Annotated in this window: 21 protein-coding genes; 7 read left to right on the top strand and 14 right to left on the bottom strand. The window is 68.1% G+C overall.

Going from position 1 to position 24,815, the window contains the following annotated elements; all coding sequences use genetic code 11:
- Nucleotides 1-156 precede the first annotated feature (156 nt).
- A complete protein-coding gene (locus AC56KZ_RS01385; RefSeq protein WP_497160344.1) occupies nt 157-354 on the top strand; it encodes a hypothetical protein in 198 nt (65 codons plus the stop codon).
- 85 nt (nt 355-439) lie between these two features.
- Nucleotides 440-634, top strand: coding sequence for a hypothetical protein (locus AC56KZ_RS01380; RefSeq protein WP_497160343.1), 195 nt, complete (start codon nt 440-442; stop codon nt 632-634).
- A gap of 14 nt (nt 635-648) precedes the next feature.
- Here AC56KZ_RS01380 and arsH read toward each other — a convergent pair whose 3' ends face one another.
- The 11 genes from arsH to AC56KZ_RS01325 form a co-directional block, all read right to left on the bottom strand.
- On the bottom strand, nt 649-1,365 hold the full coding sequence (gene arsH / locus AC56KZ_RS01375) for an arsenical resistance protein ArsH (protein WP_497160342.1): 717 nt from the start codon (nt 1,363-1,365) through the stop codon (nt 649-651).
- Nucleotides 1,362-1,784, bottom strand: a complete 423-nt coding sequence (arsC, locus tag AC56KZ_RS01370; RefSeq protein ID WP_497160341.1) for an arsenate reductase (glutaredoxin) — start codon at nt 1,782-1,784, stop codon at nt 1,362-1,364. The genes arsH and arsC overlap by 4 nt, the downstream gene beginning before the upstream one ends.
- A 23-nt stretch (nt 1,785-1,807) precedes the next feature.
- Nucleotides 1,808-3,088: an arsenic transporter gene (locus AC56KZ_RS01365; RefSeq protein WP_497160340.1), complete on the bottom strand. Its 1,281-nt coding sequence runs from the start codon at nt 3,086-3,088 to the stop codon at nt 1,808-1,810.
- Nucleotides 3,089-3,155: 67 nt separating this feature from the next.
- Nucleotides 3,156-3,647, bottom strand: a complete 492-nt coding sequence (locus AC56KZ_RS01360; RefSeq protein WP_497160339.1) for an arsenate reductase ArsC — start codon at nt 3,645-3,647, stop codon at nt 3,156-3,158.
- A 48-nt stretch (nt 3,648-3,695) separates the two neighbouring features.
- Nucleotides 3,696-4,034, bottom strand: coding sequence for an ArsR/SmtB family transcription factor (locus AC56KZ_RS01355; protein WP_497160338.1), 339 nt, complete (start codon nt 4,032-4,034; stop codon nt 3,696-3,698).
- 92 nt (nt 4,035-4,126) lie between these two features.
- Nucleotides 4,127-5,185, bottom strand: coding sequence for an AI-2E family transporter (locus tag AC56KZ_RS01350; RefSeq protein ID WP_497160337.1), 1,059 nt, complete (start codon nt 5,183-5,185; stop codon nt 4,127-4,129).
- A gap of 222 nt (nt 5,186-5,407) precedes the next feature.
- Entirely contained in the window at nt 5,408-6,178 is a 771-nt protein-coding gene (locus AC56KZ_RS01345) for a slipin family protein (RefSeq protein ID WP_497160336.1), read from the bottom strand.
- The gene (locus AC56KZ_RS01340) at nt 6,175-6,987 is read right to left on the bottom strand and encodes an NfeD family protein (protein WP_497160335.1); all 813 of its coding nucleotides are present in this window, start codon (nt 6,985-6,987) and stop codon (nt 6,175-6,177) included. The genes AC56KZ_RS01345 and AC56KZ_RS01340 overlap by 4 nt, the downstream gene beginning before the upstream one ends.
- Nucleotides 6,936-7,517 carry a Clp protease/crotonase-like domain-containing protein gene (locus AC56KZ_RS01335; RefSeq protein ID WP_497160334.1) on the bottom strand — a complete coding sequence of 194 codons (582 nt, stop codon included), beginning with the start codon at nt 7,515-7,517 and terminating at the stop codon, nt 6,936-6,938. Before AC56KZ_RS01335 ends, AC56KZ_RS01340 begins: the two co-directional genes overlap by 52 nt.
- A 141-nt stretch (nt 7,518-7,658) precedes the next feature.
- The gene (locus tag AC56KZ_RS01330) at nt 7,659-8,921 is read right to left on the bottom strand and encodes a ferritin-like domain-containing protein (protein ID WP_497160333.1); all 1,263 of its coding nucleotides are present in this window, start codon (nt 8,919-8,921) and stop codon (nt 7,659-7,661) included.
- Between the two features lie 159 nt (nt 8,922-9,080).
- Complete coding sequence (locus AC56KZ_RS01325) at nt 9,081-9,905, bottom strand: universal stress protein (RefSeq protein ID WP_497160332.1); 825 nt, start codon at nt 9,903-9,905, stop codon at nt 9,081-9,083.
- 193 nt (nt 9,906-10,098) lie between these two features.
- Between AC56KZ_RS01325 and AC56KZ_RS01320 the strand changes: the two genes are divergently transcribed.
- Entirely contained in the window at nt 10,099-12,822 is a 2,724-nt protein-coding gene (locus AC56KZ_RS01320) for a bifunctional diguanylate cyclase/phosphodiesterase (protein WP_497160331.1), read from the top strand.
- Between the two features lie 94 nt (nt 12,823-12,916).
- Nucleotides 12,917-14,224 (top strand): sialidase family protein, encoded by a 1,308-nt coding sequence (locus AC56KZ_RS01315; RefSeq protein WP_497160330.1) that lies wholly within the window; start codon nt 12,917-12,919, stop codon nt 14,222-14,224.
- Here the strand turns inward: AC56KZ_RS01315 and AC56KZ_RS01310 are convergent, their stop codons facing one another.
- Entirely contained in the window at nt 14,225-16,675 is a 2,451-nt protein-coding gene (locus AC56KZ_RS01310) for an ATP-binding protein (protein WP_497160329.1), read from the bottom strand.
- A 161-nt stretch (nt 16,676-16,836) separates the two neighbouring features.
- On the opposite strand from AC56KZ_RS01310, the gene AC56KZ_RS01305 reads away from it, so the two are divergent.
- Entirely contained in the window at nt 16,837-18,411 is a 1,575-nt protein-coding gene (locus AC56KZ_RS01305; RefSeq protein WP_497160328.1) for a TerC family protein, read from the top strand.
- A 2-nt stretch (nt 18,412-18,413) separates the two neighbouring features.
- On the opposite strand, the gene AC56KZ_RS01300 is transcribed toward AC56KZ_RS01305, so the two are convergent.
- A complete protein-coding gene (locus AC56KZ_RS01300; protein ID WP_497160327.1) occupies nt 18,414-18,692 on the bottom strand; it encodes a hypothetical protein in 279 nt (92 codons plus the stop codon).
- A gap of 110 nt (nt 18,693-18,802) precedes the next feature.
- A complete protein-coding gene (locus AC56KZ_RS01295) occupies nt 18,803-20,326 on the bottom strand; it encodes an FAD-dependent monooxygenase (RefSeq protein ID WP_497160326.1) in 1,524 nt (507 codons plus the stop codon).
- A gap of 275 nt (nt 20,327-20,601) precedes the next feature.
- Between AC56KZ_RS01295 and AC56KZ_RS01290 the strand changes: the two genes are divergently transcribed.
- Both AC56KZ_RS01290 and cphA read left to right on the top strand, forming a co-directional pair.
- Nucleotides 20,602-22,077 carry an iron-containing redox enzyme family protein gene (locus AC56KZ_RS01290; RefSeq protein ID WP_497160325.1) on the top strand — a complete coding sequence of 492 codons (1,476 nt, stop codon included), beginning with the start codon at nt 20,602-20,604 and terminating at the stop codon, nt 22,075-22,077.
- 96 nt (nt 22,078-22,173) lie between these two features.
- The gene (gene cphA, locus AC56KZ_RS01285; protein ID WP_497160324.1) at nt 22,174-24,807 is read left to right on the top strand and encodes a cyanophycin synthetase; all 2,634 of its coding nucleotides are present in this window, start codon (nt 22,174-22,176) and stop codon (nt 24,805-24,807) included.
- Nucleotides 24,808-24,815 lie beyond the last annotated feature (8 nt).

Raw genomic sequence — 24,815 nt, 5'->3', positions numbered from 1 at the left:
TTGCGCATATGCAGCATCCGGTCGATGACCCTCGTGCGCCGGCATAGGAGAAGGCGGCAGAGATACGGCCGCTGAATATCCATCATTCCTAAAAGCAATTAGATTTATTTCTCGAAAGCATCATACTGCTCGGTATCCGATCATAACGAGCTTCCCATGTCCAGTACCCACATCGTCCAGCCTGCCAGTTCCAGTCCGCTTGCCGGCTTGCGGAAGGAAACCGTGTCACGCTTGCAGAAGGTCCTGCAGCGCTTCGTCGTCCCGGTCAGCTCGACCGATGAAATGAATAAAGTCTGGAAGCTCTACCGTCTGATTCCCCGCAGCGACAGCGCACCGAAGATATCCGATTGCTGAATGTCGATCATCATGAGCCTCAATTTGATTTCTATCTCAATGCGCCCATACTGATTGCATACAACGGATAACCAGCGAGGACATCATGTTCACTACCCAGTCACTTCCTTCCACGACCTTGCAGCGCGCCCTGGCCCGCGTGCAGGCCTTCATGACGCGCCTGGTCGCCCCTGCGCAGGACAAGGGCGAGCTCTGGCAGCTGTACCGGCTGGCGCGTGGTTCCGATTCGATGCGCCCGGCTTTGGTGCGCAAGTTGGCAGCGGCCAGCGCCCGTCCTTGAGCGCAAGCGAGTATTCAGACCTTGCCGATCTGGCGGTCGATTGCCTGTAAGGCCCGCTCGTTGCGTTCACTGTAGCGGTCGGTCAGGTAGTCGCTGCGCCCGCGCGTCAGGAGCGTGAACTTGAACAGCTCCTCCATCACGTCGACTACCCGGTCGTAATAGGCGGAGGGACGCATTCGCCCCTCATCGTCGAATTCCTTGTAAGCCATCGGCACCGAGGACTGGTTCGGAATCGTAATCATGCGCATCCAGCGTCCCAGCAGGCGCAGCGTGTTGACGACATTGAAGGATTGCGAACCGCCGCAGACCTGCATCACGGCCAGGGTGCGGCCCTGGCTCGGGCGCAGCGCACCCTGTTCGAGCGGGATCCAGTCGATCTGGTTCTTCATCACGCCGGTGATCGCGCCATGGCGTTCCGGGCTGCACCATACCTGGCCTTCGGACCACAGGCACAGCGCGCGCAACTCCACCACTTTCGGATGCGTCTCGGGCACGCTGCCGACCATCGGCAGGGTCATCGGATCGAAGATCTTCACTTCCGCGCCAAACTGCTCGAGGATGCGCGCCGCCTCGAAGCTGAGGAAGCGCGAAAACGAGCGCTCGCGCAGCGAGCCGTAGAGCAGCAGGATGCGCGGCGGATGGCTGAAATCACCGACCGGCGCCAGCTTCGCTTCGCTGGGCGCCTCGAAGTGCTCGGGGCGGATGTTGGGCAGTCCCTCGATCTTGTTCATACCAGCCGCTCCCCGCCGGCGCCGACCACGCGTTCGCCGTCTTCCTTGGCAAAGGCGCCGCGCTGCGCGGCCGGCAGGATGTCGAGCACCAGCTCCGAAGGACGGCACAGGCGTACGCCAAGCGGCGTCACGACGAAGGGGCGGTTGATCAGGATGGGATCGGCCAGCATCGCGTCGAGCAGCTGGTCGTCGCTCGTGGCCGGATCATCCAGGCCGAGTTCGGCAAAGCGCGCTTCCTTGCTGCGCACCGCCTCGCGGACCGACAGGCCGGCGCGTTCGATCATCCCGGCCAGCACGGCGCGGCTCGGGGGCTGCTGCAGGTACTCGATGACGGCCGGTTCGATCCCGCTGTTCCTGATCAGGCCGAGCGTGTTGCGCGAGGTGCCGCAAGCCGGGTTGTGATAGATGGTGACGTCCATGTTGTAAGACCTCTCTGGCTGACTCAACTGAGGCGCAGGGCGAGCGCGCACAGGGTAAGGAAAAGAATCGGGAGCGTGAGCACGATCCCGACCCGGAAATAATGGCCCCAGGAGATGCGGATATTCTTCGCCTCCAGCACGTGCAGCCAGAGCAGGGTGGCGAGGCTGCCGATCGGGGTGATCTTCGGCCCGAGGTCGGCGCCGATGACGTTCGCGTAGATCATCGCCTCGCGTACCACGCCGCTGGTGGCGGTGGCGTCGATCGCCAGGGCGCCCACCAGCACGGTCGGCATGTTGTTCATGATCGAGGACAGGATCGCGATGATGAAGCCGGTGCCCAGCGCCGCGCCCCATACACCGTACCCGGCGCACTGGTTCAAGAGGTCGGTGAGGTAGTTCGTCAGTCCCGCATTGCGCAGGCCATACACGACCAGGTACATGCCCAGCGAGAATCCGACAACCTGCCAGGGCGCGCCGCGCAGTACTTCACGCGTCGAGATGCGGTGCCCGCGGGCCGCTACCGCCAGCAGCAGGGCTGCGCCCGCCGCCGCGACCGCGCTGATCGGAACGCCGATCTCGTCAAGCCAGAAAAAGCCCACCAGCAGCATGGCCAGGACCCACCAGCCGGTGATAAAAGTCGCACGGTCATGGATGGCTTCGTCCGGCTGTTTCAGCTGGGCCAGGTCGTAGTTGGCGGGAATGTCCTTGCGGAAGAACCAGGTGAGCGCGGCCAGCGTCGCCGCGACCGACACCAGGTTGACCGGCACCATCACCGCCGCATAACGGGCGAAGCTGATATTGAAATAATCGGCCGAGACGATGTTGACCAGGTTCGAGACGACCAGCGGCAGGCTGGCCGTATCGGCAATGAAGCCGGCCGCCATCACGAACGCGAGCGTGGCTTTTGCCGAGAAGCGCAGCGCAACAAGCATGGCGATGACGATCGGCGTGAGAATCAGCGCCGCGCCATCGTTGGCGAACAGCGCCGCCACCGCGGCGCCGAGCAGGACCAGCAGGATGAACAGGCGCCGGCCATTGCCCTTGCCCCAGCGCGCCACGTGCAGGGCCGCCCATTCGAAGAAGCCCGCCTTGTCGAGCAGGAGGCTGATGATGATGACGGCGACAAACGCGCCCGTCGCGTTCCAGACGATGTTCCATACCACGGGAATGTCGGAGACCTGGATCACGCCTGCCAGCAGGGCGACCACCGCGCCTGCTGCGGCGCTCCAGCCGATGCCAAGTCCCCGGGGCTGCCAGATGACAAGAATGAGTGTAGCGAGGAAGATCAGAAATGCGATGAGCACGAAAGGTCCTGGTAACAGATCGATGGATTGGCGGGTCGCCGACGGCGAGCCGCGTGAAGTGACGGGCTCAGGGGAGCAGATTGCCGATGCGGTCGAGCTCGGCCTTGAACCTGGCCTTGTCGGCTTTCAGCGCTTCCAGCGGGAGTGCCAGGAAGGCCTGCGTGCGGGCCAGGATGATCTCGCAGGTTCGCTCGAATGCTGCTTCGATTGCCTCTTCGGTACCGACGACATGGCTGGGATCGTCCAGGCCCCAATGCGTGCGCAGGACCGGTCCGAGATAAGCGGGACAAATCTCGCCGGCGGTTTCGCCGGCGGCGCTGCTGCAAACGGTGATGACGACGTCGGGCATCGCCGGCAGCGCATTCCAGGATTTGCTGTAATAGCCCTCCGTCGACATCCCTTTGCGCTCAAGCAGGGCGACCGCACGCGGATGCAGGCAGCCCGTGGGTTGACTTCCCGCGCTGATTCCGGTCCAGCCTTCCGGGGCAAGGTGGTTGAAAATGCCTTCGCTGAGGACGGAGCGGCAGGAATTGCCGGTGCAGAGAAACAGGATATTCATGCAAGGATAAGTTCGAGTGAGGGAAATGGACAGGTGTAGGCGAGTCGCTTACTCCCGCCTGGCGACCGGACTGCAATCGGCACCTGGACTCGCGCCGCAGGGCACCCCGGCGCAGCAGTTCTCGGTCAGGAAATCGATCAGGCCGTTCATTGTCGCGACGTTCGCGGCGTAGATGACGAAGCGCCCGTCCTGCCGTGATGACAGTAGCCCTGCGTGCGACAGCTCTTTCAGGTGGAAGGACAGCGAGGACGGCGGAATGTCGAGATGCTCGGCGATCTTGCTCGCGGCCAGACCCCCGGGTGCGGCCTGCACCAGCAGGCGAAAAACCGCCAGCCGGCTTTCCTGGGCCAGGGCGGCGAGCGCTGTGAGGGTGGTTTTCGTATCCATGGATGCCATCTTAAGGTAATCGTACGACACTTCCAAGAATATCGAATCTTCATGACGTGCCGATGACAGCGCGGAGCTGACCCGCGCCTGCCTCAGTCGGAAATCGCGGCTGCCTGTGCAGCGCTGCCGGCGGCCAGGCGCTCTTCGCGCAGCCAGACGAACAGCACCGCCATGATGAAGGGACCGACGAACAGGCCAATCACGCCCATGGTCGACACGCCGCCCAGCAGGCCGAACAGCACGGCCAGGAAGGGCAGATTGACGCGGTGGCCGATCAGCTTCGGGCGCACGAATTTGTCGACCAGGAACAGCTCGACCGTGCCCCAGGCGAACAAACCGAGCGCCGCCGCCGAATGGCCCTGGCCCAGCAGCAGCAGCGACACCATCGTGAACGACAGCGGCGCGCCGCCCGGTATCAGGGCGAGGTAGCCGGTGATCACCCCCAGCAGCACAGGGGCGGGCGCGCCTGCGACCGCGTAGGCAATGCCCAGCACCACGCCCTCGAGCACGGCGATCGAGCACAGGCCGAGCGCCGTGCCGCGCACCGACAGCGGCAGCACGTGGCGCAGCATGCCGTAGTGATCCGGCGCCAGGCGCATGCCGGTGCGGTCGACGTAGCGCACCACGGTCGGGCCGTGCAGGTAGAGGATGAACAGGGTCAGCAGCGTCAGGAACAGGTAGAGCGCATTGGCCAGGATGGTCGAGCCCCAGATGCGGGCGGCGCCGGTCAGGGTCGGCATGAAGTCGCCGAGCGAGGTCTGGATCAGGTTGTTCAGGCCGCCCGGGACCGCGAGGTGCTGCTGCCACCATTCGCGCGCCGACTCGGCAATGACGGGCAAGCCGCCGAGCCAGTCGGGCACCGGGACCCCGGTCGCGTTCAGTTGCAGCATCAGGCGGTGCACGCCGGCCAGCTCGTCGGTCAGGGTGTCGAGCAGGAGCAGGGCGGGGCCGATGAAGCTGAGCAGCAGGGCGCCGAGCAGCAGGCTGGCCGAGGCGGCGCGCGGCCAGCCGCGTGCCTGCAGACGCGTGTGCAGCGGCCAGGTGATCACGGCCAGCAGCCCGGCCCAGGCCAGGGAACCGAGGAAATGCCGCAGCAGCAGCGCCAGCACGCCGGCGAAGATCAGCGGGAGGACCAGGTTGGAATAGCGCATGCCGGCCTTCACGCGTTTGGCCCGGCCTGGCTGCATGGCCCCATGCAGGATCGTGGAAGCAGGACAGCGGTAGGAACGGGCATCGTGTATTTCACTTGTCGAGTCTGTTGCTGCGGCAGCGTGCCGCGGGGAGAAAGGTCCGCGTAGTATAGATCAGGCAGCCGCAGGGAAAGCCGCATTTTACGAAGATTTCCTTCGGAAAAGCCGAACTCAGAGCCGAACTCAGCGGCTGTAGCCACGCCCGGCCTTGCCCGGGCCGGTCAGGAGCTCGATCGGCAGCGGGAACACGATGGTCGACGATTTGTCGCCGGCAATCGCCGACAGGGTCTGCATGTAGCGCAGCTGCATCGCGCCCGATTGCTGGGACAGCACCAGCGCCGCCTGCTGCAGCTTTTCGGAGGCCTGCAGCTCGCCCTCTGCATGGATCACCTTGGCCCGCCGTTCGCGCTCGGCTTCGGCCTGGCGCGCGATCGCACGGATCATCGACTCGTCCAGGTCGACATGCTTGATCTCGACGTTGGCGACCTTGATGCCCCAGGCGTCGGTCTGGGCGTCGAGCACCTGCTGGATGTCGAGGTTCAGGCGCTCGCGTTCGGCCAGCATCTCATCGAGCTCGTGCTTGCCGAGCACGGCGCGCAGCGTGGTCTGCGCCAGCTGGCTGGTCGCTTCCATGAAATTGGCGACCTGGATGATGGCCCGTTCCGGATCGACCACGCGAAAATAAATCACCGCGTTGACCTTCACCGAGACGTTGTCGCGCGAGATCACGTCCTGGGTCGGCACGTCGAGCACGATGGTGCGCAGGTCGACGCGCACCATCTGCTGCAGCACCGGGATGACGATGACCAGGCCCGGCCCCTTGACGCCCCAGAAGCGCCCCAGCTGGAACACCACGCCGCGCTCGTATTCGCGCAGCACCCGGATCGCCGACACCAGCAGTGGAATGAGCAGGACCAGGAGGGCGGCGAGGCCGAAGCCGATATCGAGGATCATGATGAAGCTCCCGGTTGGGGTTCGATGGGTGCGACCTGCAGTACCAGGCCGTCGCGTTCGACGACGCGCACCGCCTGCCCGCGCCGCAGGGGACGCGCGGCGACCGCCTTCCACAGCTCGCCCTCGAAGCGCACCCAGGCTTCGAGGCCGCCGGCGCCGAGCTCCTCGACCCGCGCTTCGGCGCCGGCAAAGGCGGCGGCGCCGCTGGTGACCGGACGCTTGCGGGTGTTCAAGGCCAGGCGCACGGTGCCGGTCACGAGCAGCAGGCTGGCCAGGGCCAGGCCGGCAACCAGCCCGGGCGGAACGCCGTAACCCGGCAGCTCGGTGTCGATCAGCATCAGGGCGCCGGCCACGAAGGCGACCACGCCTCCCAGGCCGAGGACGCCGAAGCTGGGCAGGAAAGCCTCGCCCACCATGAACAGCAGGCCGAGCGCGATCAAGGCCAGCCCGGCGTAATTTACCGGCAGCAGCTGCAAGGCGTACAGGCCAAGCAGCAGGCAGATGGCGCCGATCACGCCGGGCGCGACGAAGCCCGGATTCATGAACTCGAACAGCAGGCCGTAGATCCCGATGGTCATCAGGAGCAGCGCGACGCCGGGGTTGGCGATCGCGCCCAGCACGTCGGTGCGCCAGTCGGACGCGAACGGTGCGAGCGCCGCGCCGCGCGTCGCCAGGCGTTTTTCCTGGCCGAGGACCGTGACCGCCTGGCCGTCGAGCTGGGCCAGCAGCGCGGGGACGTCGACGGCGACATACTCGATCACGTCCTGCCGCAGGGCCTCGGTCGCGCTGAGGCTGACCGACTCGCGCACGGCGCGCTCGGCCCAGTCGGCGTTGCGCGCGCGCAGCTGCGCCAGGCTGCGCAGGTAGGCGGCGGCGTCGTTGACCTGTTTATTTGCCGAGGCTGAGCCCGAGCCAGGGTCTGGCGCCCGCTTGTCGCCTGGTTTCTTCGCGGCGCCGCCCGGTTCTTGCGGCTGCTGCGGCCCGATGCCGATCTCGACCGGGGTCGCGGCGCCAGGTTGGTGCCCGGCGCCATGGCCGCGATATGGCTGGCGTACAGGATATAGGTGCCGGCGCTTGCCGCGCGTGCGCCGCCCGGCGCGACGAAAGCGGCGACCGGCAGCGGGGCGCTCAGGATCGCCTTGATCACGCTGCGCATCGAGGTGTCGAGGCCGCCGGGCGTATCCATTTGCAGGATCACCAGCTGGTCGCCGTTCTGTGCCGAACGCGCGATGCCGCGCACGATGTAGTCGGCGCTGGCCGGGCCGATCGCGCCGTCGATGCTCAGGAGGCCGACGCCGGGTGCGGCCTGCGCCGGGCGCGCCAGCAGGGCTGCCAACACCAGCGGCAGCAGCGCGAGCGCGAACCATAACCGGGGCCGGCTGTGCAGAAACACGATGTTCTCCAGGCGTGGGCGCACACCATATCGGACCAGCGCGCGCGGCGCTGGTTCCCCTGGCTTAAGGGCAGAACTCTTTCCGGATTACGCTGCGTCGGCCAGCGACGCGCCGACCTCGCGCAGGCACGCGGCCAGCTTGGCGTCGAGTGCCGGGATCGAGCCCGCCAGCGCCTCGAGCGCCAGCGCGATCTCGTTCGCGCGTTCGGTCAGCAGGGCGGCGCCCGCGCCCACCTGGGGCAGGACCAGTCCGCTGCGCGGCAAGTGGAAATTCATGCCGGCATGCGGGCGCGGTTCGGCGCCCGCGGGCAATTGGGTCAGGAGGACGGCCAGCGCATGCACGACGTGCATCAGCCCAACCGCACCATCGATTTCCAGGCGCCGCCGCGCCTGGCCGCCGGCGCCGATGCCGGTGCCGCTCGCCAGCAGGCGCAGCATCAGCCCGTAGGTCGCGTTCGCCAGGTCGAGCACCCGCGCGCTGTCGGGATGGTCGACGTGGCAGCCGGGGGCGCCCGGCAACGGCGCGAACATGAGCGGGTCGCAGGCCACCGGGCGGTGCGCCAGGAAGCCGGGGTCGTCGCCCAGGAAGGCGTCGTATTCGGCGGCCATCGCCACGAAGCGCGCGTAATGCGATTCCTCGCTGTCGCGGCGGCCGCCTTCGCCCTGTTCGATGATCACCTCAATGGCGTGCAGCGCCGAGCGCAGGTCGGTCACCGTCACCAGGCCGGGCATGTCCATCAGCTCCGGCCCGAGCTGGGCGTCCAGGCTGCCGGCGAACAGGGCGTTTTCGCCGAGGCGCGCGGCCAGGGTCTCGAAACCCTCCCCGATGCCGCGATACAAGTGGCCGACGGTGTCGAAATCTTCCAGCGTCGGCGTCAGGCGCGAGCGGGCCGGACGCCGTTTGTAGGCCTGGGCCGACTCGAAGCCCCTGGCCTGGGGCAGGTCCATGCCTTCGGGACGCTCCAGGTAGACAAAGTGGGCCAGCGTATCGCGGGTGAGCGGTGCCAGACGCACGACCAGGCTCGATGGATGGTAGCCGGGCGCCACCGGAAAATTCTGGCGCCGGAAATGCGGCGGCGAGCCGATGCTCATCAACAGGTTGTTGACGGTGGCGAGATGGGCCATTTCCTCCATCGCGACGCTGCGGATTTCCTTGCGCCAGCGGTCGATGACGGCAAGCTGCGCCGGCGTCACGCCCTCGGCAACGGATGCCTTCAGGCTCCACCCGGCAAACAGGTAGGTGCACATCAGGCCATGCTCGATCTCGGCCGCTTCGGTCAACAGGTAGATGAGCTGTTCGCGGTCGTTGACGCGCACTGCATGCTGGTCGGTGGTCGTGGATGTGTTCATTCGAACACTATAACGGAAGACGGCGCGCAAGCCGGCGGCTGCGCGCGCCTGCCTTGAAGCGGCCCGGCATCGATGCCGGCCGCGCAGGCCTCTCGGTGAGGGCCACCTTCGCGGTGAGCGTGTCAAGACATATCGCCTGCTCCATGGACATGGGAGGGCTCAGTGCGCAAACAGGACGGGGACCGTGGAACGTTCGAGCAGCACCCGGGTGACGCCGCCGAGCACGATCTCGCGGTAGCGGCTGCGCCCGAAGGCGCCCGCCACCAGCAGGCCGGCGCCGCGCGTGGCGACGATGTCGAGCAGGGCCGCCCCGGCAGGCTTGTCGGTGTGCACCGAGACCACCTCGACCGGCACGCCGTGGCGCGCCAGGTAGAGCGCCATGTCGGCGCCGGGGTCGTCGCCATGCAGGTCGCCGCCGCGTTCCGGATTGACCAGCGCCAGGTAAACCGCGCGGGCGCGCACCAGCAGCGGCAGGGCGGCGTTGATGGCGCGCAGCGCGGTGATGCTGCCGTCCCAGGCGGCGACGATGCGCTCGCCGAGCGCCTGGCCGGCGTAGGCCGGCGGCACCGCCAGCACCGGCCGCGCGCCGTGCAGCGCCAGGTATTGCGGCAGGCCGCGCATGGCGGATCCGCCATCGCCGCCCAGGCTGGTGACCACCAGGTCGGCATAGCGCGCGTGCAGCAGCAGCGCATCGCGATGCTCGTCCTCGACCAGGCGCTCTTCGACCGATTGCACGCCGAGCTGCCGCGCGCGCTCGGCAAAGCGCGCGAGCGAACGGCGCGCCGCCTCGCGCAAGCCGTCGAACTCGTCGATCGGCGTGACCGCCATCGAACCGGTGAGCAGGGCGTAGGCGGGCCAGGAGAGGCCGGTGGCGGCGCTGCCCACCAGGTGCGCGTCGTGCTCTCGGGCAAGCCAGGCGGCCGCCCGCAGCCGCCCATCCATCGACGCTTGCTCGTCGACGTGAACGATGATCGTCTTGAACATGGCTGCTCCTTCCTGCAAGGCGTCAATGGGGGAGGTATCGCGTCCCCGCCCGTCGACTCTACGCCGAGTCGCGCGCCGCGTCAGACGCGCGACTGATGCAGATCAAACAACAGCGAGTTATTCTGGCGAACTTCGCCCTCAGCTGCTGCGTTGTACAATCGCGCCGACTCCTTCCTTCACAAGAGCCCGCCCCATGACACCGCCGCCAGGCCCCGCCGCGCGCGAACTCCGGCGTTTTTCCCTGGCGACCCTGGTCGTCACGACGGCCGCCCTGATCCTGGCCCTGGCCCTGGTCACGGCCGCGATGCTGTTCGCCAGCTACAAGGACACGCTCGACGCCCAGAAGACCTCGCTGCGCAACGTCGCCATCGCGCTGGCGGCGCAGACCATGAGCGTGGCAAAAGCCATCGACGGCGCCATGGCGCGTGCTTCGGGCATCCGCAGGCACCTGGGCGCCGACAGCGTCGGCCAGGTGCTGCTCGGGGAGAATGCCGGCGGCGCGCTGGAATACCTGCGGCGCCTTGCGATCATCGACGGCGCCGGCCGCGTCGTCGCGAACGTCGTGCCGGGCGGCGCGGCGTCCGCGCTGCCGCCGCTGCCGCCGCTGGCCGATATTGCGCGCGCGTCAGGCCAGGGCGCCGGCGGCGACGGCGTGCGCATCTTCGTCTCGGACATCGATCCGCGCAGCGGCGCGCGCCTGATCAACTTCGTGCGGCCGCTGGGCGCCGACGGTGGCGGCTGGATCGTCGCCCAGGTCGACGCCGAGCGTTTCATGCGCCTGTACGGCCTGGTCGAACTGGGCAAGGGCGGTTCGGTAACCCTGTTCCAGCGCGACGGCACGATGCTGGTGCGGGGACCGGATTATCCGCTGGGCATCGGCCGCTCGTATGCCGGTACGCCGCTGTATCGCGAGCACCTGCCGCGCGCCGAGCGCGGCGTGTTCGAGACCGCCAGTCCGCTCGACGGCACGCCCCGCCTGTACGGTTACGATACCGTGCCCGGCTTTCCGCTCCTGATCATCACCGGCATGAACCGCAGCGACGCGCTCGCCCCCTGGTACGGCAGGATGTGGATGGCGGTCGCCTTCAATCTCCTGCTGGCCGCCGTGCTGTCCCTGCTGGCCTGGCGCATCGCGCGCGGCGCCCGGCGCCAGTTCGAGCTCATCGAACTGCTCTCGTACAGCGAAGCGCGCCTCGACAAGAGCGCCCAGTACCTGGCCTCGATCATCAATGCGGTGGGCGCCCCGATCTGGGTGCTCGACCGCGAGCTGCGCATCGTCATGGCGAACCACGCCTTCGAACGGCTGGTCGGACGCCAGGGAAACGAGCTGGTCGGCGTGGAAGAAGCCGAGGTCTTCGGCGCCGGCGACCCCGACCGGCAGCGCCGCTACCGCGCCCTGCTCGCCGACGGCGCCAGCATCGAAACCCTGGGGCCGCTGCAGGGCAGCGGCGGCGACACGCGCACCGTGATCGAGCTGGCAACGCGGCTGGTCGCGGAATCGGGCGAGCCGCAGCTGGTCAGCGTCCTGACCGACATCACCGAGCGCGAACGCGCCGAGGCGCGCCTGGCCTGGCTGGCAGACTTCGACGGCGCGACCAGCCTGCCCAACCAGACCCAGTTCTGGCGCCTGTTCGAGGCGCGCCTGGCCACGGCGCTGGCCAGCGGGCGCGCCCAGGCGCTGCTGTCCCTCAGCCTGGAGCGCCTGCATGAAATCGTCGACCTGCTCGGCCATGAGGCGGGCGAGCGTGCGCTGGCGCGCATCGGCGAGCTGCTGCGCGCGCTGGCGGCGGAGCACAGCGGGCAGGGCGTGGTCGTGGCCCGCATCCGCGGCGCCGAATTCGCGCTGCTGGTGGACGCCGGCAGCGGGCGCGCCGCGCTCGAGCGCTTCGCCATGGCGCTGCACGAGCGCTGCTCGGCGCCGCTGATGCTGGACGACCGCGAATTCTTCCTCGGGCCAAAGCTGGGCGTGGCCCTGTTTCCCGAGGACGGCGCCAACCCCGACGAACTCTACCGCTGCGCGCAAGGGGCCCGCGGCGGCCAGGGTGTGGAGCTCGGGGGCGCCCTGTCGGACACGATCCATTTCTACTCGAGCCGCGTCCACCTCGATCTCGACCAGCGCCTGACCATGGAAGCGCAGCTGCGGCGGGCGCTCGCGGCGCGCGAACTGCGTCTCGTGTTCCAGCCGAAAGCGACGGTGCGGGGCGCTCAGGTGGTCGGTTTCGAAGCCCTGCTGCGCTGGTCGAATCCCTTGCTGGGAGAGGTGTCGCCGGTGCGCTTCATTCCGATCGCCGAGCGCACCGGCCTGATCATCCCGATCGGCGAATGGGTGCTCGAGGAAGCCTGCCGCCTGGTCGGCGAATGGTCGCGCGCATCGGGGCAGCCGGTGCGGGTGGCGGTCAACCTGTCGCCGCGCCAGTTCTACCAGAAGTCGCTGCTGGCGACCATCCAGCGCTGCCTGGCCGTCCACGGGGTGCCGCCGGGCTGCCTGGAGATCGAGATCACCGAAACGGCGCTGATGAGCCGCGAGGACGAAGTCGACCGCCTGATGCACGACATCCGGGCGCTCGGGGTCGAACTGGCCATCGACGACTTCGGCACCGGCTACTCCAGCCTGGCCTACCTGAAGCGCTTCCCGGTGGCCAGTTTGAAGGTCGACCGCGCCTTCGTGCGCGACCTCGGCAAGGATGAGGACAGCGCCGCGATCGCGCGCTCGATCGTCAACCTGGCGCACGGCCTGAAACTGAAAGTGGTGGCCGAGGGCGTCGAAACCGAGACCCAGCTGGCCATCCTGCGCGAGATGGATTGCGACGAATACCAGGGCTTCCTGTTCAGCCGGCCGGTCGAGCAGGACGCGGTGCCGGGGCTGCTCGGGAGCGGCGCCCCCTCGCTCGCAGCCGAAGTGTCGGGGGCCGGCTGACCTGGATTTGCATGGCAGTTCGCTTGGGGCGCACGGGGCAGGGCACCAAGCCGGTTCGGCGCTGTCGAACCAGACGAACTAGCAGGAGGCAACGATGCAATGCGCGTCCCGGATCGCCGCCACCCTGGCGGCGGCTCTCGCCCTGCCGGCTGCGGCGCCCCGCACTGCCGCGCCGCAGCCAGGCCTGTTGTGGCAGGCGCCAGTGCAGATCGCCGCCGGCGGCGGCGCGCGCGGGCCGTGGCGGCAAAATGCATCGCGCTACGATTACGTCGACGATGCGACCGTGGCGTTTACCGGTGGCAGCGCACTGGCCGTGGCCTGGGTCGACCAGCAGCGCAAGGACGTCTTCATGCGCAAGCACGGTGCGCGGGACGGCCGGCAGGTGAACGTCTCGCGCAGCCCGGATACCTTTTCCTGGCAGCCGCGCATCGTCGCGGCACCGGGGAAGACGGACAGGATCTTCGTGCTGTGGCAGGAGATCATCTTTTCGGGGGGCTCGCACGGCGGCGAGATCCTGTTTGCGCGTTCGGTGGACGGCGGCGCCAGCTTTTCCGCGCCGCTGAACCTGTCGCGCTCGCGCGGCGGCGACGGCAAGGGCCGCCTGGACCGCGCGACCTGGTCGAACGGCAGTCTGGACCTGGCGCTTGCCGCGAATGGCGACATCCTCGCGGCCTGGACCGAATACCACGGCGCGCTCTGGCTGGCCCGCTCGCGCGACGGCGGCGCCAGCTTCACGGCGCCACGCAGGGTGGCCGGCGACGATGCGCGGCCGGCGCGCGCGCCGACGCTGGCCTCCGGCCGCGACGGCGCCGTCTGGCTGGCCTGGAGCGTGGGCGAGGATCCCGGCGCCGCCATCCACGTCGCCAGATCAAGCGATGGCGGGGCCAGCTTCGGCCCGGCGGCGCGCGTCAAGGCCGGCCCGGGCCATGCCGACACGCCGCGCCTGGCGGTCGACGGCGCGGGCGTCGTGCACCTGGTGTTTGCCGAATCTACGGGCGGGCCGGCCGGAACCGCAGCCATCCGCCATGCGCGAACGACGGGCGGCGCCGGCGCCTTCAGCGAGGCGCGCACGATTTCCGGGCCGGGCGACGCCGGCTATCCGGCGCTTGGCCTCGACGGCGGCAAGGGCGTGTACGTGGTCTGGGAAGTGCTGGAGGCGCCCGGGGGACGTCCCGGAGCGCTGCGGATCGCCGTCTCCGTCGACGGCGGCGACAGTTTCGCGGCGCCGGCGCCGGTGCCGGTTAGCGCGGCGCCCGTGGGGGGCGCCAACGGCAGCCACCAGGGTTTGCTGGGTAAGAAACTGGCGGTGGACGGCGCGGGCAAGCTGGCCATCGTCAACAGCGGCATGCTGCCCGGGGTGAGCAGCCGGATCTGGCTGCTGCGGGGCCGGAGAATGCCCTGACTATGCCGGCGCCTGCCGCGCCGGCACCGCGCGCAACAGGCGTTCGATCTCGTCGAGGTCGGCCGGCTTGACCAGGTGGTGGTCGAAGCCGGCCGCTTTCGAGAGCGTGAAGTCGTGCGCCTGGCCGTAGCCGGTGAGGGCGATGAGCAGCGCCTGCGGGAAGGGACCTTCCCTGCGCAGGCGGCGCGCGAGCTGGTAGCCGTCAATGCGCGGCAGGCCGATATCGAGCACATACGCGTCCACCGGCCCGAGCTCCTGCGCCGCCAGCAGCGCTTCGGCATCCTCGAACAGCATGACCGCATGCCCGCGCGACTCGAGTGCGGCGGCCAGCGAGGCCCCGGCATCGGCGTTGTCGTCGACCACCACCACGCGCCGCGGCGCCTCCTTGGGCGCGGCCCCGGCCTGCTGGCGAGGGGCATGGCGTCCCTCATCGCGCCCGTCGATCAAGGCAGGCGCCGCGGCCAGCGGCAGCGTCAGCGTGAACGTGCTGCCGCGCCCGAGACCTGCGCTGCTGGCCGCCACCGTGCCGCCGTGGTGCAGCGCGATGCTGCGCACCAGCGCCAGGCCGAGGCCAAGGCCGCCCTGGGCCCGGTCGGGCGTGCGTTCGCCCTGGGTGAACAGGTCGAAGACCTGGGGCAGGAGGGCTGGTGCGATGCCGCTGCCATTGTCCGTCACGGTCAGGACGGCGGCGCCGGCGGCGACCCCGAGGCCGAGCGTGACCTGGCCGTGCTGCTGGGTGTATTTGGCGGCGTTGTTGAGCAGGTTCGACAGCGCCTGCACCAGCCGCGTCTTGTCGCCGCTGACCCAGGCCGGCGCCGCGTCCACCTGGATCGAGAGGCTGTGATGGCGCGCCTCGAGCAGCGGCCGGGCCTGCTCGACGGCGCTGCCGACCACCAGCTGCAGGTCGACCGGCGCGCGCTCCATCTGGACCAGGCCGCGCGTCACGCGCGACACGTCGAGCAGGTCGTCGACCAGGTTGGTCATGTGTTTGACCTGGCGCCCGATGATGTCGCTGGCGCGCCGCACATACTCGGCGTCGTGGTAGCGCACCCGCATGACCTGGGCGGCGGTGCTGATCGGCGCCAGCGGGTTGCGCAGCTCGTGGGCCAGCATCGCGAGGAACTCGTCCTTGCGCTGGTTGGCAGCGCGCAGTTCGTTTTCCGCCAGTTTCTGGTCGTGGATATCGGTACAGGTGCCCATCCAGCGGATGATCTTGCCGGCGTCGTCCATGACCGGCAGCGCACGCCCGAGCACCCAGCGCCAGGCCCCGGAGTGGTGGCGCAGCCGGTACTGGACTTCGTAGGTGTCGCCGGAGGCCAGGCTGTGCGACCAGCGCTCCCAGGCGGCATCGCGGTCTTCGGGATGGAACATCGTCGCCCAGGCCTCGCCGTCGGTCTCGCCGGGCGCGGTGCCGGTGAAGTCGTACCACTGGGTGTTGTAGTAATCGTGGTAGCCGTCGGGCAGGGTCGACCATACCATTTGCGGCATGGCGTTGGCGATCGTGCGCAGCTTCGCCTCGCTCGCGGCGAGCTCGGTTTCGCTCCTCAGCCGCTCGCTCGCGGTGCGGGTGCGCTCGGCCACTTCGCGGATCAGCCCGATATCGTCGGCCGACCAGCTGCGCGGCTGCGCGCTGTTGACGTACACCAGCGCGACCAGCTTGCCGTCCTCGATCACGGGCAGGTCGACGAAGGCGGCGCCGCTCATGGCGGCCAGCACCGGAGCGGCGGCTTCGGTACGCGCATCGAAGCGCACGTCGTCGATCACCACGTGCCGGCCGTCTTTCAGTTCGTCGATGAAGTTGCCGAACTGGCGCAGGTTGATGGTGCCGGCCAGCGTGACCACGCCTTCGGCCTGCCAGTCGCGGCTGACGAACATGTCGTCGGTCGCGGCATCGACGACGCCGAAGCCGGCCCGGCTCAAGCCGAGGGTCTCGCCCAGCACGCGCGAGGCGGCGAACATGATCTCCTGCGGGTCGCGCGCATCGCGCACCAGGTCGGTCAGGCGGATCAGGGCGTCGCGCCGGATGTCGCTGTGGACCCGTTCGGTGACGTCGGAACCGAGCACGAAGATGCCGCTCACGGCGCCGGAGGCGGCGCGTACCGGCTGGAACACGAAGTCGACATAGCGCTCGAGCACGGGGCCGCCGGGCGCCGCCTGCATCGTGTATTTCGCGCTCGTCGCGGTATACGGCTGCCCGCTGTGATAGACGCCATCGAGCATGGCGACATAGCCCTGGGCGGCGGCGTCTTCCAGGCCGTCGGCCAGGCGCTGGCCGAGGATGTCGCGGTGCCCGATCAGGCGCCGGTAGCCCGGGTTGACAAACTCGACGCGATGCTCCGGCCCGTCGAGCAGGGCCATGAACATCGGCGCTTCCTGGAACAGGCTGGCGAATTCGCGCCGGCGCTGGTAGTCGTGGTCAATTGCACTGTCGTTCGAAACCGATGCATTCATTCTTGGGCTGGGCATGAAATTGGTCGGGACGCATTGGCAAGGCAGGGCTGGTGTACCGACGAGGACAGGATTTTACCGCGTCGGCGGGCCATGCGTGCGCCCCGTATTGCCTTGCCCGGCTATGGTATGGTTATCACTTCGACCATTAGCCGGGACGCTGCATGGAATGGTTATCCGATCCGAATATCTGGATAGGTTTCTTCACACTGGTTGTACTCGAGATCGTTCTCGGCATCGATAACCTGATCTTCATCGCCATCCTCGCGGAGAAACTGCCGCCGGAGCAGCGCGACCGCGCCCGCCTGCTCGGCCTGTCGCTGGCGATGCTGATGCGCGTTGGCCTGCTGACCATGATTTCCTGGATCGTCACGCTGACCGAACCCCTGTTCAGCATACGAACCCTGTCCTTTTCGGGACGCGACCTGATCCTCCTGCTCGGCGGCCTGTTCCTGCTGTTCAAGGCGACGATGGAGCTGCACGAGCGGGTCGAGGGCGTGGTGCTGACCCGCGGCAGCCGTACCGCCTATGCGGGCTTCGGCGTGGTCGTGGCCCAGATCATCGCGCTCGACGCCGTGTTCTCGCTCGATTCGGTCATCACGGCCGTCGGCATGGTCGACGAACTCTGGGTCATGATGGCGGCGGTGGTGGTATCGATGGGCGTGATGCTGTTCGCCTCGAAAGCACTGACGCGTTTCGTGAACGCCCACCCGACCGTGGTCGTGCTGTGCCTGAGCTTCCTCCTGATGATCGGCCTGTCGCTGATCGCCGAAGGCTTCGGCTTCGCCATCCCGAAGGGCTACCTGTACGCGGCGATCGGATTTTCGGTGCTGATCGAGGCGCTCAACCAGCTGGCCCGGCGCAATCTGGCCAAGGAAGAGGCGCGCACGCCGCTGCGCGAGCGCACCGCCGACGCCATCCTGCGCATGCTGGGCGCCAGGAGCACGCCCCCGGTCGATGGTCATGTCCTGCTGGCGCCGCCGGCCCCGGGCGCCTTCGATCCGGCCGAGCGCAACATGGTCAGCGGCGTGCTGAGCCTGTCGCAACGCTCGATCCGTTCGATCATGACCAACCGCTCGGACATCACCTGGATCGACATCGATGCCGATGCCGCCGACATCCAGGCCCAGATCATGGAAACGCCGCACAGCTTCTTCCCGGTCTGCAAAGGCCAGCTCGACGACATCCTCGGCGTGGTGCGCGCGCGCGACCTGATGGCCGACCTGGCCCAGGGCGGCGCGATCGACCCGGCCCACTTGCGCACGCCGATCATCCTGCCCGAGTCCGGCGACGTGCTGAAGGTGATGGAAACGCTGAAACGCTCGCACGGCCAGCTGGTGCTGATCGCCGACGAATACGGCACCCTGCAGGGCCTGGTGACGCCGATCGACCTGCTCGAAGCCATCGCCGGCGACTTCCCCGACGAAGACGAGCAGCCGGCCGTGATCCAGCAAGGGCCGGATTGCTGGCGCGTCGACGGCGCGGCCGACCTGCACCACCTGCAGCAGGTGCTCGGCACCGAGGCGCTGGTCAGCACGAACGACGAGTACAGCTCGCTGGCCGGCTTCATGCTGGAACACTTCGGCGCGCTACCCTCGACCGGCCAGGCGGTGGAGCTCGATAACCTGCGCTTCGAGGTGGCCGAGGTAGTCGAGCGGCGCATCGCAATCGTCATGGTGACGCGCCTGCGGCCTGTGGCGGAGCTGAAAGGCGCCGGCAGGCGTGCACGGCCCGCGTGAATCTAGACCGGAATCGTCGACGTCCCACCCGCCGAGGAACCGTAATTCTGCAAGTCCCCGAACGGCAGGCGGCCCTCGTTGAGCGCGCCCAGGATGGCCTGCAGCTGGTCGTCGTCGGGCGAGATATACACGACCACCTGGTCGACTTCGTTCTCGAAATACGGCGTGTAGGGGACGTCGGTTTCCGCCATGACCTTGCCGACGAAACTGCCGTCCTGCATTTCGGCGAAGACCGTGACGAGGAAGGCGGAAGTGGTGCTGTTGTTGACGGTGAGTTCCATGGTGCTCCGAAGGTGGTTGAAACGGCGCCGCGCGGGGGCGCCTTGTCAGCGCATGATCGCCGTAAATTCGTTGAGGCGGCGCAGCTTTGCCTTCGGTCAACTCTTCGTCATCACGACAGCGCCAGGCCGTTCGCGCGCAGGTAGCCGTCGAACAGGCGCGGGTCGGGCGTGCCGGCGGCCAGCGCCACATAGGTGTCCGGCCGCAGCAGGTAAAAGGCGTCGCGCGCCAGGCCCGCAGCGCGGAATTCTTCGCGCCAGGGATACTGGCGCAGGTGCACCTGGTGCGCCGCGCACCAGTTGGCGGCCTCCGTTCGCGCCGCGCCATACACGTGCGCCTGCCAGCCGGGACGCGGCAGGGGTGCGAAGTTGTCGCCGCCGTCGATCGCCACCCATGGCAGGCGGTCGCCGCCATGCACCTTGCCGGCGCTGCCCTCGCTCAAGGGCGCATGCCGGTAGTGCAGCACGGTCTGCGAAATCGTGCGGAAGAAAAACTGGCGCGCCGCCGGCACGCGCGCCATCAGCGGCATGATGCGCGGCACGATTCCGGTGCGGACTACCTCCGCGACCGGGCCGTCGGCCGTGATGAAGCTGAAGGCGCGGTCGGTGGTGTCGACCAGGTGCCGGGCGAAGGGGCGCCGCTCGGCTTCGTAGCTGTCGAGCAGGGTATCGGGCGCGCCGCCTTGCAGCACCGCGGCCAGCTTCCAGGCCAGGTTGATGGCGTCGCCGATCCCGGTATTCATGCCCTGGCCGCCGGCTGGGCTGTGGATGTGGCAGGCGTCGCCGACCAGGAATGCGCGGCCGTGGCGGAAATGGTCGGCGACGCGGTGGTGCACGCGGTAGGTCGAAAACCAGTTCACTTTCTCGATGCTGATCATCAGGTTGTCGATGGCGCGCCGGCTGACGTCGGCGAAACTGAGGCGCTCGGGATGCTCGGCGCGCTCGTCGCGCACCGTGCCGACCAGGCGCGCGCGCCCGCGCGGGGCCATCGCGAACACGGCCAGGATGTCGGACTCGTCGAGGTCGAGGTGCAGTTCGCCGTTCAGGGCCGGGCTCTCGCCCTCGATGTCGGCGACGTAGAACACATGGCGGTAGGTGCCGCCGGGGAAGCCGGCCTGGATGATGTCGCGTACGCTGGAGGGGGCGCCGTCGCAGCCGGCGAGGTAGTGCGCGCTGCAGGTTTCTTCGCGTCCGTCCGCATGGCGCAAGCGAGCGACGACTTCATCGCCCGCCTCGTCGAAACCGGCGAGGCTGCAGTGGCGCTCGACCCGTACCCCGGCTTGCAGGAGGCGCGCCTCGAGCAGGCGCTCGTGGCGGTCCTGGGGAAAGATGAACAGGAAGGGGTAGGGCGTCAGGCCGGCGCCGATGGCGCCCAGTTCGATCCGTGCCCGGTGCTCGCCCTCGGCCCAGATATTGAAGGCGCCCACCGCATAGCCGCCTTCCAGCACCGGCTCGGCCAGGTCGAGCTGGCGGTAGAGTTCGAGCGTGCGCGCCTGCACCGCGAGCGCGCGCGAGGTGGTGCCGGGGCCGCCGGCAGCGTCGACGATGCGCAGGTCGACGCCCTGGGCCTTGAGCCACAAGGCCAGCACCAGCCCGCTCGGGCCGGCCCCGACGATCAATACCTGAGTCTGCGCCATCGCGGTCCTCCCGGCGGCAAAGGATGAATCCTTATCCTACGCCTCTTGCCGCCACGCGCGGGTGCGCATCGCGCATCGCGTGCCGTATTCACAGCGCATAGCCCAATCTGTTGGCTTAGGCGGACACACCAAATGACATGACCGCCTCAGCTTGTCAGCTTGTCTATTTTGTAAGCCGAGTCTTACATAGTGGAAGCACGCGTGCCGATTCGCAACGCATAGTCAAGAACGGATAATTCCGGTAATTAATCAACAAGACTATTGGCCGCCTGCCCATGACGCAAACGCTCGTTACCGAAGTTCCAGAACTCGTCCGCTCGCAGGGCCACGAAGCCGCCCGGCCCGACCGTGCCAAGCAGCTGTATTTTGCCCTGTACGCCGATCCGCTGGCCAATGCCCGTGCCGGCGAAGCCTTCCTTCGCGAGCAGATCGCTGCCGTGCAGGATATCCCGGCCGACCTGCCGCCGACCCTGGCGCAACTGCCGGGCTGGATCGTCGCCCGCACCGAAGCGGTCGGACAGGAATACCGCGACTACCTGGCAACGCGCAAGGCAGGCGCGCCGCGGCGTTATTTCGGCAACCGCAGCCACGCCCTGAATTTCATCAAGTCGGTCGCGCCGACCAAGCTGGTCGACGGCGCCTGGCTCTACGGCCTGCTCAAGCACTGGGACAATCCTGACTACCACCCGCTGATCAAGACCTATGTCGAAGAGCTGGGCGATGGCGCGCCAAGCAAGAACCACGTCACGATCTACCGCAAACTGCTGGCCGCCCATGGCGTCGAGGGCTGGGAAGACCTGGACGAGGAGCATTTCGTGCAGGGTGCGATCCAGCTGGCGCTGGGCCACAATGCCGAGCGGATGCTGCCCGAGATCATCGGCTACAACCTCGGCTACGAGCAACTGCCGCTGCACCTGCTGATCACGTCTTATGAATTGAACGAATTCGGGATCGATCCGTATTACTTCACGCTGCACGTCACGGTCGACAATGCCGCCAGCGGCCATGCGCAGAAGGCGGTGCAGGCCCTGGTCGACCTGATGCCGCGCGTGGGCGACCGCGCCGCCTTCTACCGCCGCGTGCTCGACGGCTACCGCCTGAACGAACTGGGCGCCAGCACGAACTCCGTCATCGCCGCTTTCGACTTGCAGGAAGAGCTGGTGCGGGTGCTGGCGCAGAAGAGCAGCGTCGGGAAAAGCATGCACTCCGATTACTGCCGCGTCGCCGGCCGCTCGGTCAACGACTGGCTCGGCGAGCCGTCGCAGATTCCCGGCTTCCTCGGCGCCCTGGAAACCGCGGGCTGGATCAAGCGCGGCGAAGACGTCGAGCACAGCCGCTTCTGGAAGCTGGTCCACGGCGAGCGCGCCGAGATGTTCGGCGTCTTTTCCGCCTACGAGCAGCAGGTGCTGCGCGACTGGATCATCACTCCGCCGCACGGCGCCAGCAATGTCAAGGAAGGGCGCGCGTTGACCCACCGGGCGCGCCAGCGCACCCTCGACAACCTGGGCGAGCACCAGGACCGCGGTAGCCAGTTCCCGGAGCGCGGGCTGATCCGCCGGCGCGCGGCGCGCGACACCGATCGCGACGCCGCGGGAGAGAACGAACTGGGCATGTTGGAGAGCCGCGTTGCATCCGCGGCCGGGAAAGCCGAGGCGATGGCGCTGCTGGGCGAACTGATGTCGCCCGCGCACCATCACAGCGCGGCCGGCCTGATGGCCACGCGCATGTACAGCCAGCTGCTCGATACCTGAGCCTGTTTCACACCAACCGTCACCGCTGCCCCGAAGGAGGGCCGGTGGCGCTGACATTGCAGTTATAATAACAAGCCAAATATTAGGGGCACTTCCTTGTACATTCTCGAACAACGGTTCCTGAGAGGGCCGAACGTCCACGCCGATACGCCTTGCCTGCTGAGCGTGATCGACCTGGAAGACCTGTACGGCATCTCGTCAAAAGACATTCCCGGATTTAACGACACCCTGCTGGCGCTGCTGCCGGCCCTGAACGGCCAACTGATGGTCTCCAGCCAGCCGGGCGGCTTCGCCCAGCGCCTGCGCGCCGGCACCTATCTGGCGCGCGTCATCGAACAAGTCACGCTGACCCTGCAATCCATGGCCGGCCCGGCAGTCGGCTATGGCCGCACCCGCCCCGCGACCGGGCGCCCGGGCCAGTTCCGCGTCGTTGTCCAGTACACCATCGAAAAGCTGGCCGAGCCTGCGTTCCAGCTGGCCTGCGACCTGGTCGGTGCGCTGGCGCGCGGCGAAGCCTTCGAGTTCGAGGAGCGCATGGAGCAGTTGCGCGGCCTCGGCGCGCGCTATGCCATCGGCACCAGCACCGCCTCGGTGCTGGCCGCAGCCCACGAGCGCGGCATTCCGAGCCAGCGCATCACCGACGAAGCCAACTTGTTCCAGCTCGGCTGGGGATCGAAGCAAAAGCGCCTGCAGGCCACGATCACCGGCGACACCAGCTATGTTGCGGTGAAGATCGCCAGCGACAAACAGCTCACCAAAGCCCTGCTGCAGGAAGCCGGCGTGCCGGTCCCCGAAGGCGGCACCGTGAGCACGGTGGAGGAAGCCCAGCGCATCGCGCGCCGCCTGCGCGTGGCGGTCACGGTCAAGCCGCTCGACGGCAACCAGGGCAAGGGCGTGACCACCCGCTGCGAGACGCCCGAGGAAGTCGCGACCGCCTTCGATTTCGCGCGCGAATACGGCCGCAAGATCATCGTCGAGCGCTTCGTCGAAGGCCGCGACTACCGCGTGCTGGTGGCGGGCGGCCGGGTCGCGGCGGCCTCGTTCCGGCGCCCGGCCCATGTCGTCGGCGACGGCGTCAGCACCATTACCGAATTGGTCGAGATCGAAAACCGCAACCCGCAGCGCGGCTCCGGCCACAGCAACGTGCTGACCTCGCTGGCGCTGGACGCGCACGCCGAGGACATGCTGCGCCGCCAGGGCTATGCACCGGATTCGGTACCGGCACCCGGGACCTGCGTCGAATTGCGCAGCAATGCCAACCTGTCGACCGGCGGCACCGCCGAAGACTGCACCGACTTGCTGCCTGAAATCACGCGGGCGCTGTGCGTGCGCGCCGCCGCCAAGATCGGACTGGACGTGGCCGGCATCGACATCGTCTGCCGCGACATCGCGCTGCCCCTCGACGAACAGGGCGGCGCCGTCATCGAAGTCAATGCCGCACCCGGCATCCGCATGCACCAGCACCCGAGCGCGGGCCAGGCGCGCGACGCCGGCGAAGCGATCGTCGAAGGCCTGATGGGCCCCTCGAACGGCCGCATTCCGGTGGTGGCCGTTACCGGCACCAACGGCAAGACCACGACCACCCTGATGATCGGCCACACCGCGCGCGTCGCCGGCCTGGGCACCGGCGTGACCACCACCGAAGGCGTGTTCATCAACGGCAAGCGCCTGGTCAAGGGCGACTGCACCGGCTACTGGTCGGCGCGCACCATCCTGTCGGCGCCGGACGTCGATTTCGCGGTGCTGGAAACGGCGCGCGGCGGCATCCTCAAGCGCGGCCTGGCCTTCGACCACTCAAGCGTGGGCGTGGTGCTGAACGTGGCGCCGGACCACCTGGGCCTCGATGGCATCGACACCATCGAAGACCTGGCGCAGGTCAAGGCCGTGGTGGCCGCGTCCGCCGCGAAAGTGCTGGTGCTCAACGCCGAGGACGCGCTGTGCGTGCAGATGGTGCGCCGCGCCAGGCCCGGCGTCGAGATCATCTTCTTCTCGATGGAGCCGGAAAACCCGGTCCTGCTCAAGCACCTGGACGAGGGCGGGCGCGGCACCTACGTGCAGGACAACGCGATCGTGATCGCCGACGGCATGCGCCAGCAGGAACTGATGCGGGTGGAAAGCCTGCCGGCCTCCTTCGGCGGCCTGGCGCGCTACAACATCGCCAATGCACTGGCGGCCGCGGCGGCGCTGATGGCCTCGGGCTTTTCCAACATCCAGATCGCGGCCGGCCTGTCCAGTTTTGTCTCCGACAGCAAGACCAACCCGCTGCGCACCAATGTCTTCGACGTGCGCGGCGTGACCGTGATCGTCGACTATGCGCACAACCCGGCGGCCTATGCGGCGCTGTCGGAAATGGCGCGCGCGCTGCTGCCCGGCCAGATGGTGGGCATCGTCACCGCGCCGGGCGACCGCCGCGACAGCGACCTGGTCCAGATCGGCGAAGTCTGCGGCGAGCGCTTCGACGAACTGGTGATCTACGAATCGCAAAACCGCGGCCGCGCCCCCGGCGAAGTGGTCGGGATTATCCTGAAGGGCGCCGAAAACGTGGTCGGGCCCTCCGACACGCTGCACTGCGAGCTCGAAGTGGGCAATGCGATCCGCCTCGGCCTGTCGCTGTGCCGCCCCGGCGACGTGCTGGTGTTCGCCTGCGGCACCTCGATCCAGACCTTCATCGACGCCCTGCGCGTCGACGATCCGGAGAGTGCGGACAAGATCCTGGCACAGACCTTGTGATTGCGTCG

Source organism: Telluria sp. LT2P34 (assembly GCF_059685915.1).
This window is presented reverse-complemented; position numbering and strand designations above follow the sequence as displayed.

Excerpts from the sequence above, each read along its gene's own strand:
- AC56KZ_RS01325 (WP_497160332.1), bottom strand. The coding sequence starts at position 9,905 with ATGTTCAAGACGATCATCGTTCACGTCGACGAGCAAGCGTCGATGGAT.
- arsH (WP_497160342.1), bottom strand. The coding sequence starts at position 1,365 with ATGAACAAGATCGAGGGACTGCCCAACATCCGCCCCGAGCACTTCGAG.
- AC56KZ_RS01360 (WP_497160339.1), bottom strand. The coding sequence starts at position 3,647 with ATGAATATCCTGTTTCTCTGCACCGGCAATTCCTGCCGCTCCGTCCTC.
- AC56KZ_RS01305 (WP_497160328.1), top strand. The coding sequence starts at position 16,837 with ATGGAATGGTTATCCGATCCGAATATCTGGATAGGTTTCTTCACACTG.
- AC56KZ_RS01380 (WP_497160343.1), top strand. The coding sequence starts at position 440 with ATGTTCACTACCCAGTCACTTCCTTCCACGACCTTGCAGCGCGCCCTG.
- AC56KZ_RS01350 (WP_497160337.1), bottom strand. The coding sequence starts at position 5,185 with ATGCGCTATTCCAACCTGGTCCTCCCGCTGATCTTCGCCGGCGTGCTG.
- AC56KZ_RS01345 (WP_497160336.1), bottom strand. The coding sequence starts at position 6,178 with ATGATCCTCGATATCGGCTTCGGCCTCGCCGCCCTCCTGGTCCTGCTC.
- AC56KZ_RS01295 (WP_497160326.1), bottom strand. The coding sequence starts at position 20,326 with ATGGCGCAGACTCAGGTATTGATCGTCGGGGCCGGCCCGAGCGGGCTG.
- AC56KZ_RS01310 (WP_497160329.1), bottom strand. The coding sequence starts at position 16,675 with ATGAATGCATCGGTTTCGAACGACAGTGCAATTGACCACGACTACCAG.
- AC56KZ_RS01320 (WP_497160331.1), top strand. The coding sequence starts at position 10,099 with ATGACACCGCCGCCAGGCCCCGCCGCGCGCGAACTCCGGCGTTTTTCC.
- AC56KZ_RS01330 (WP_497160333.1), bottom strand. The coding sequence starts at position 8,921 with ATGAACACATCCACGACCACCGACCAGCATGCAGTGCGCGTCAACGAC.
- AC56KZ_RS01290 (WP_497160325.1), top strand. The coding sequence starts at position 20,602 with ATGACGCAAACGCTCGTTACCGAAGTTCCAGAACTCGTCCGCTCGCAG.
- AC56KZ_RS01385 (WP_497160344.1), top strand. The coding sequence starts at position 157 with ATGTCCAGTACCCACATCGTCCAGCCTGCCAGTTCCAGTCCGCTTGCC.
- AC56KZ_RS01315 (WP_497160330.1), top strand. The coding sequence starts at position 12,917 with ATGCAATGCGCGTCCCGGATCGCCGCCACCCTGGCGGCGGCTCTCGCC.
- AC56KZ_RS01300 (WP_497160327.1), bottom strand. The coding sequence starts at position 18,692 with ATGGAACTCACCGTCAACAACAGCACCACTTCCGCCTTCCTCGTCACG.
- AC56KZ_RS01355 (WP_497160338.1), bottom strand. The coding sequence starts at position 4,034 with ATGGATACGAAAACCACCCTCACAGCGCTCGCCGCCCTGGCCCAGGAA.
- arsC (WP_497160341.1), bottom strand. The coding sequence starts at position 1,784 with ATGGACGTCACCATCTATCACAACCCGGCTTGCGGCACCTCGCGCAAC.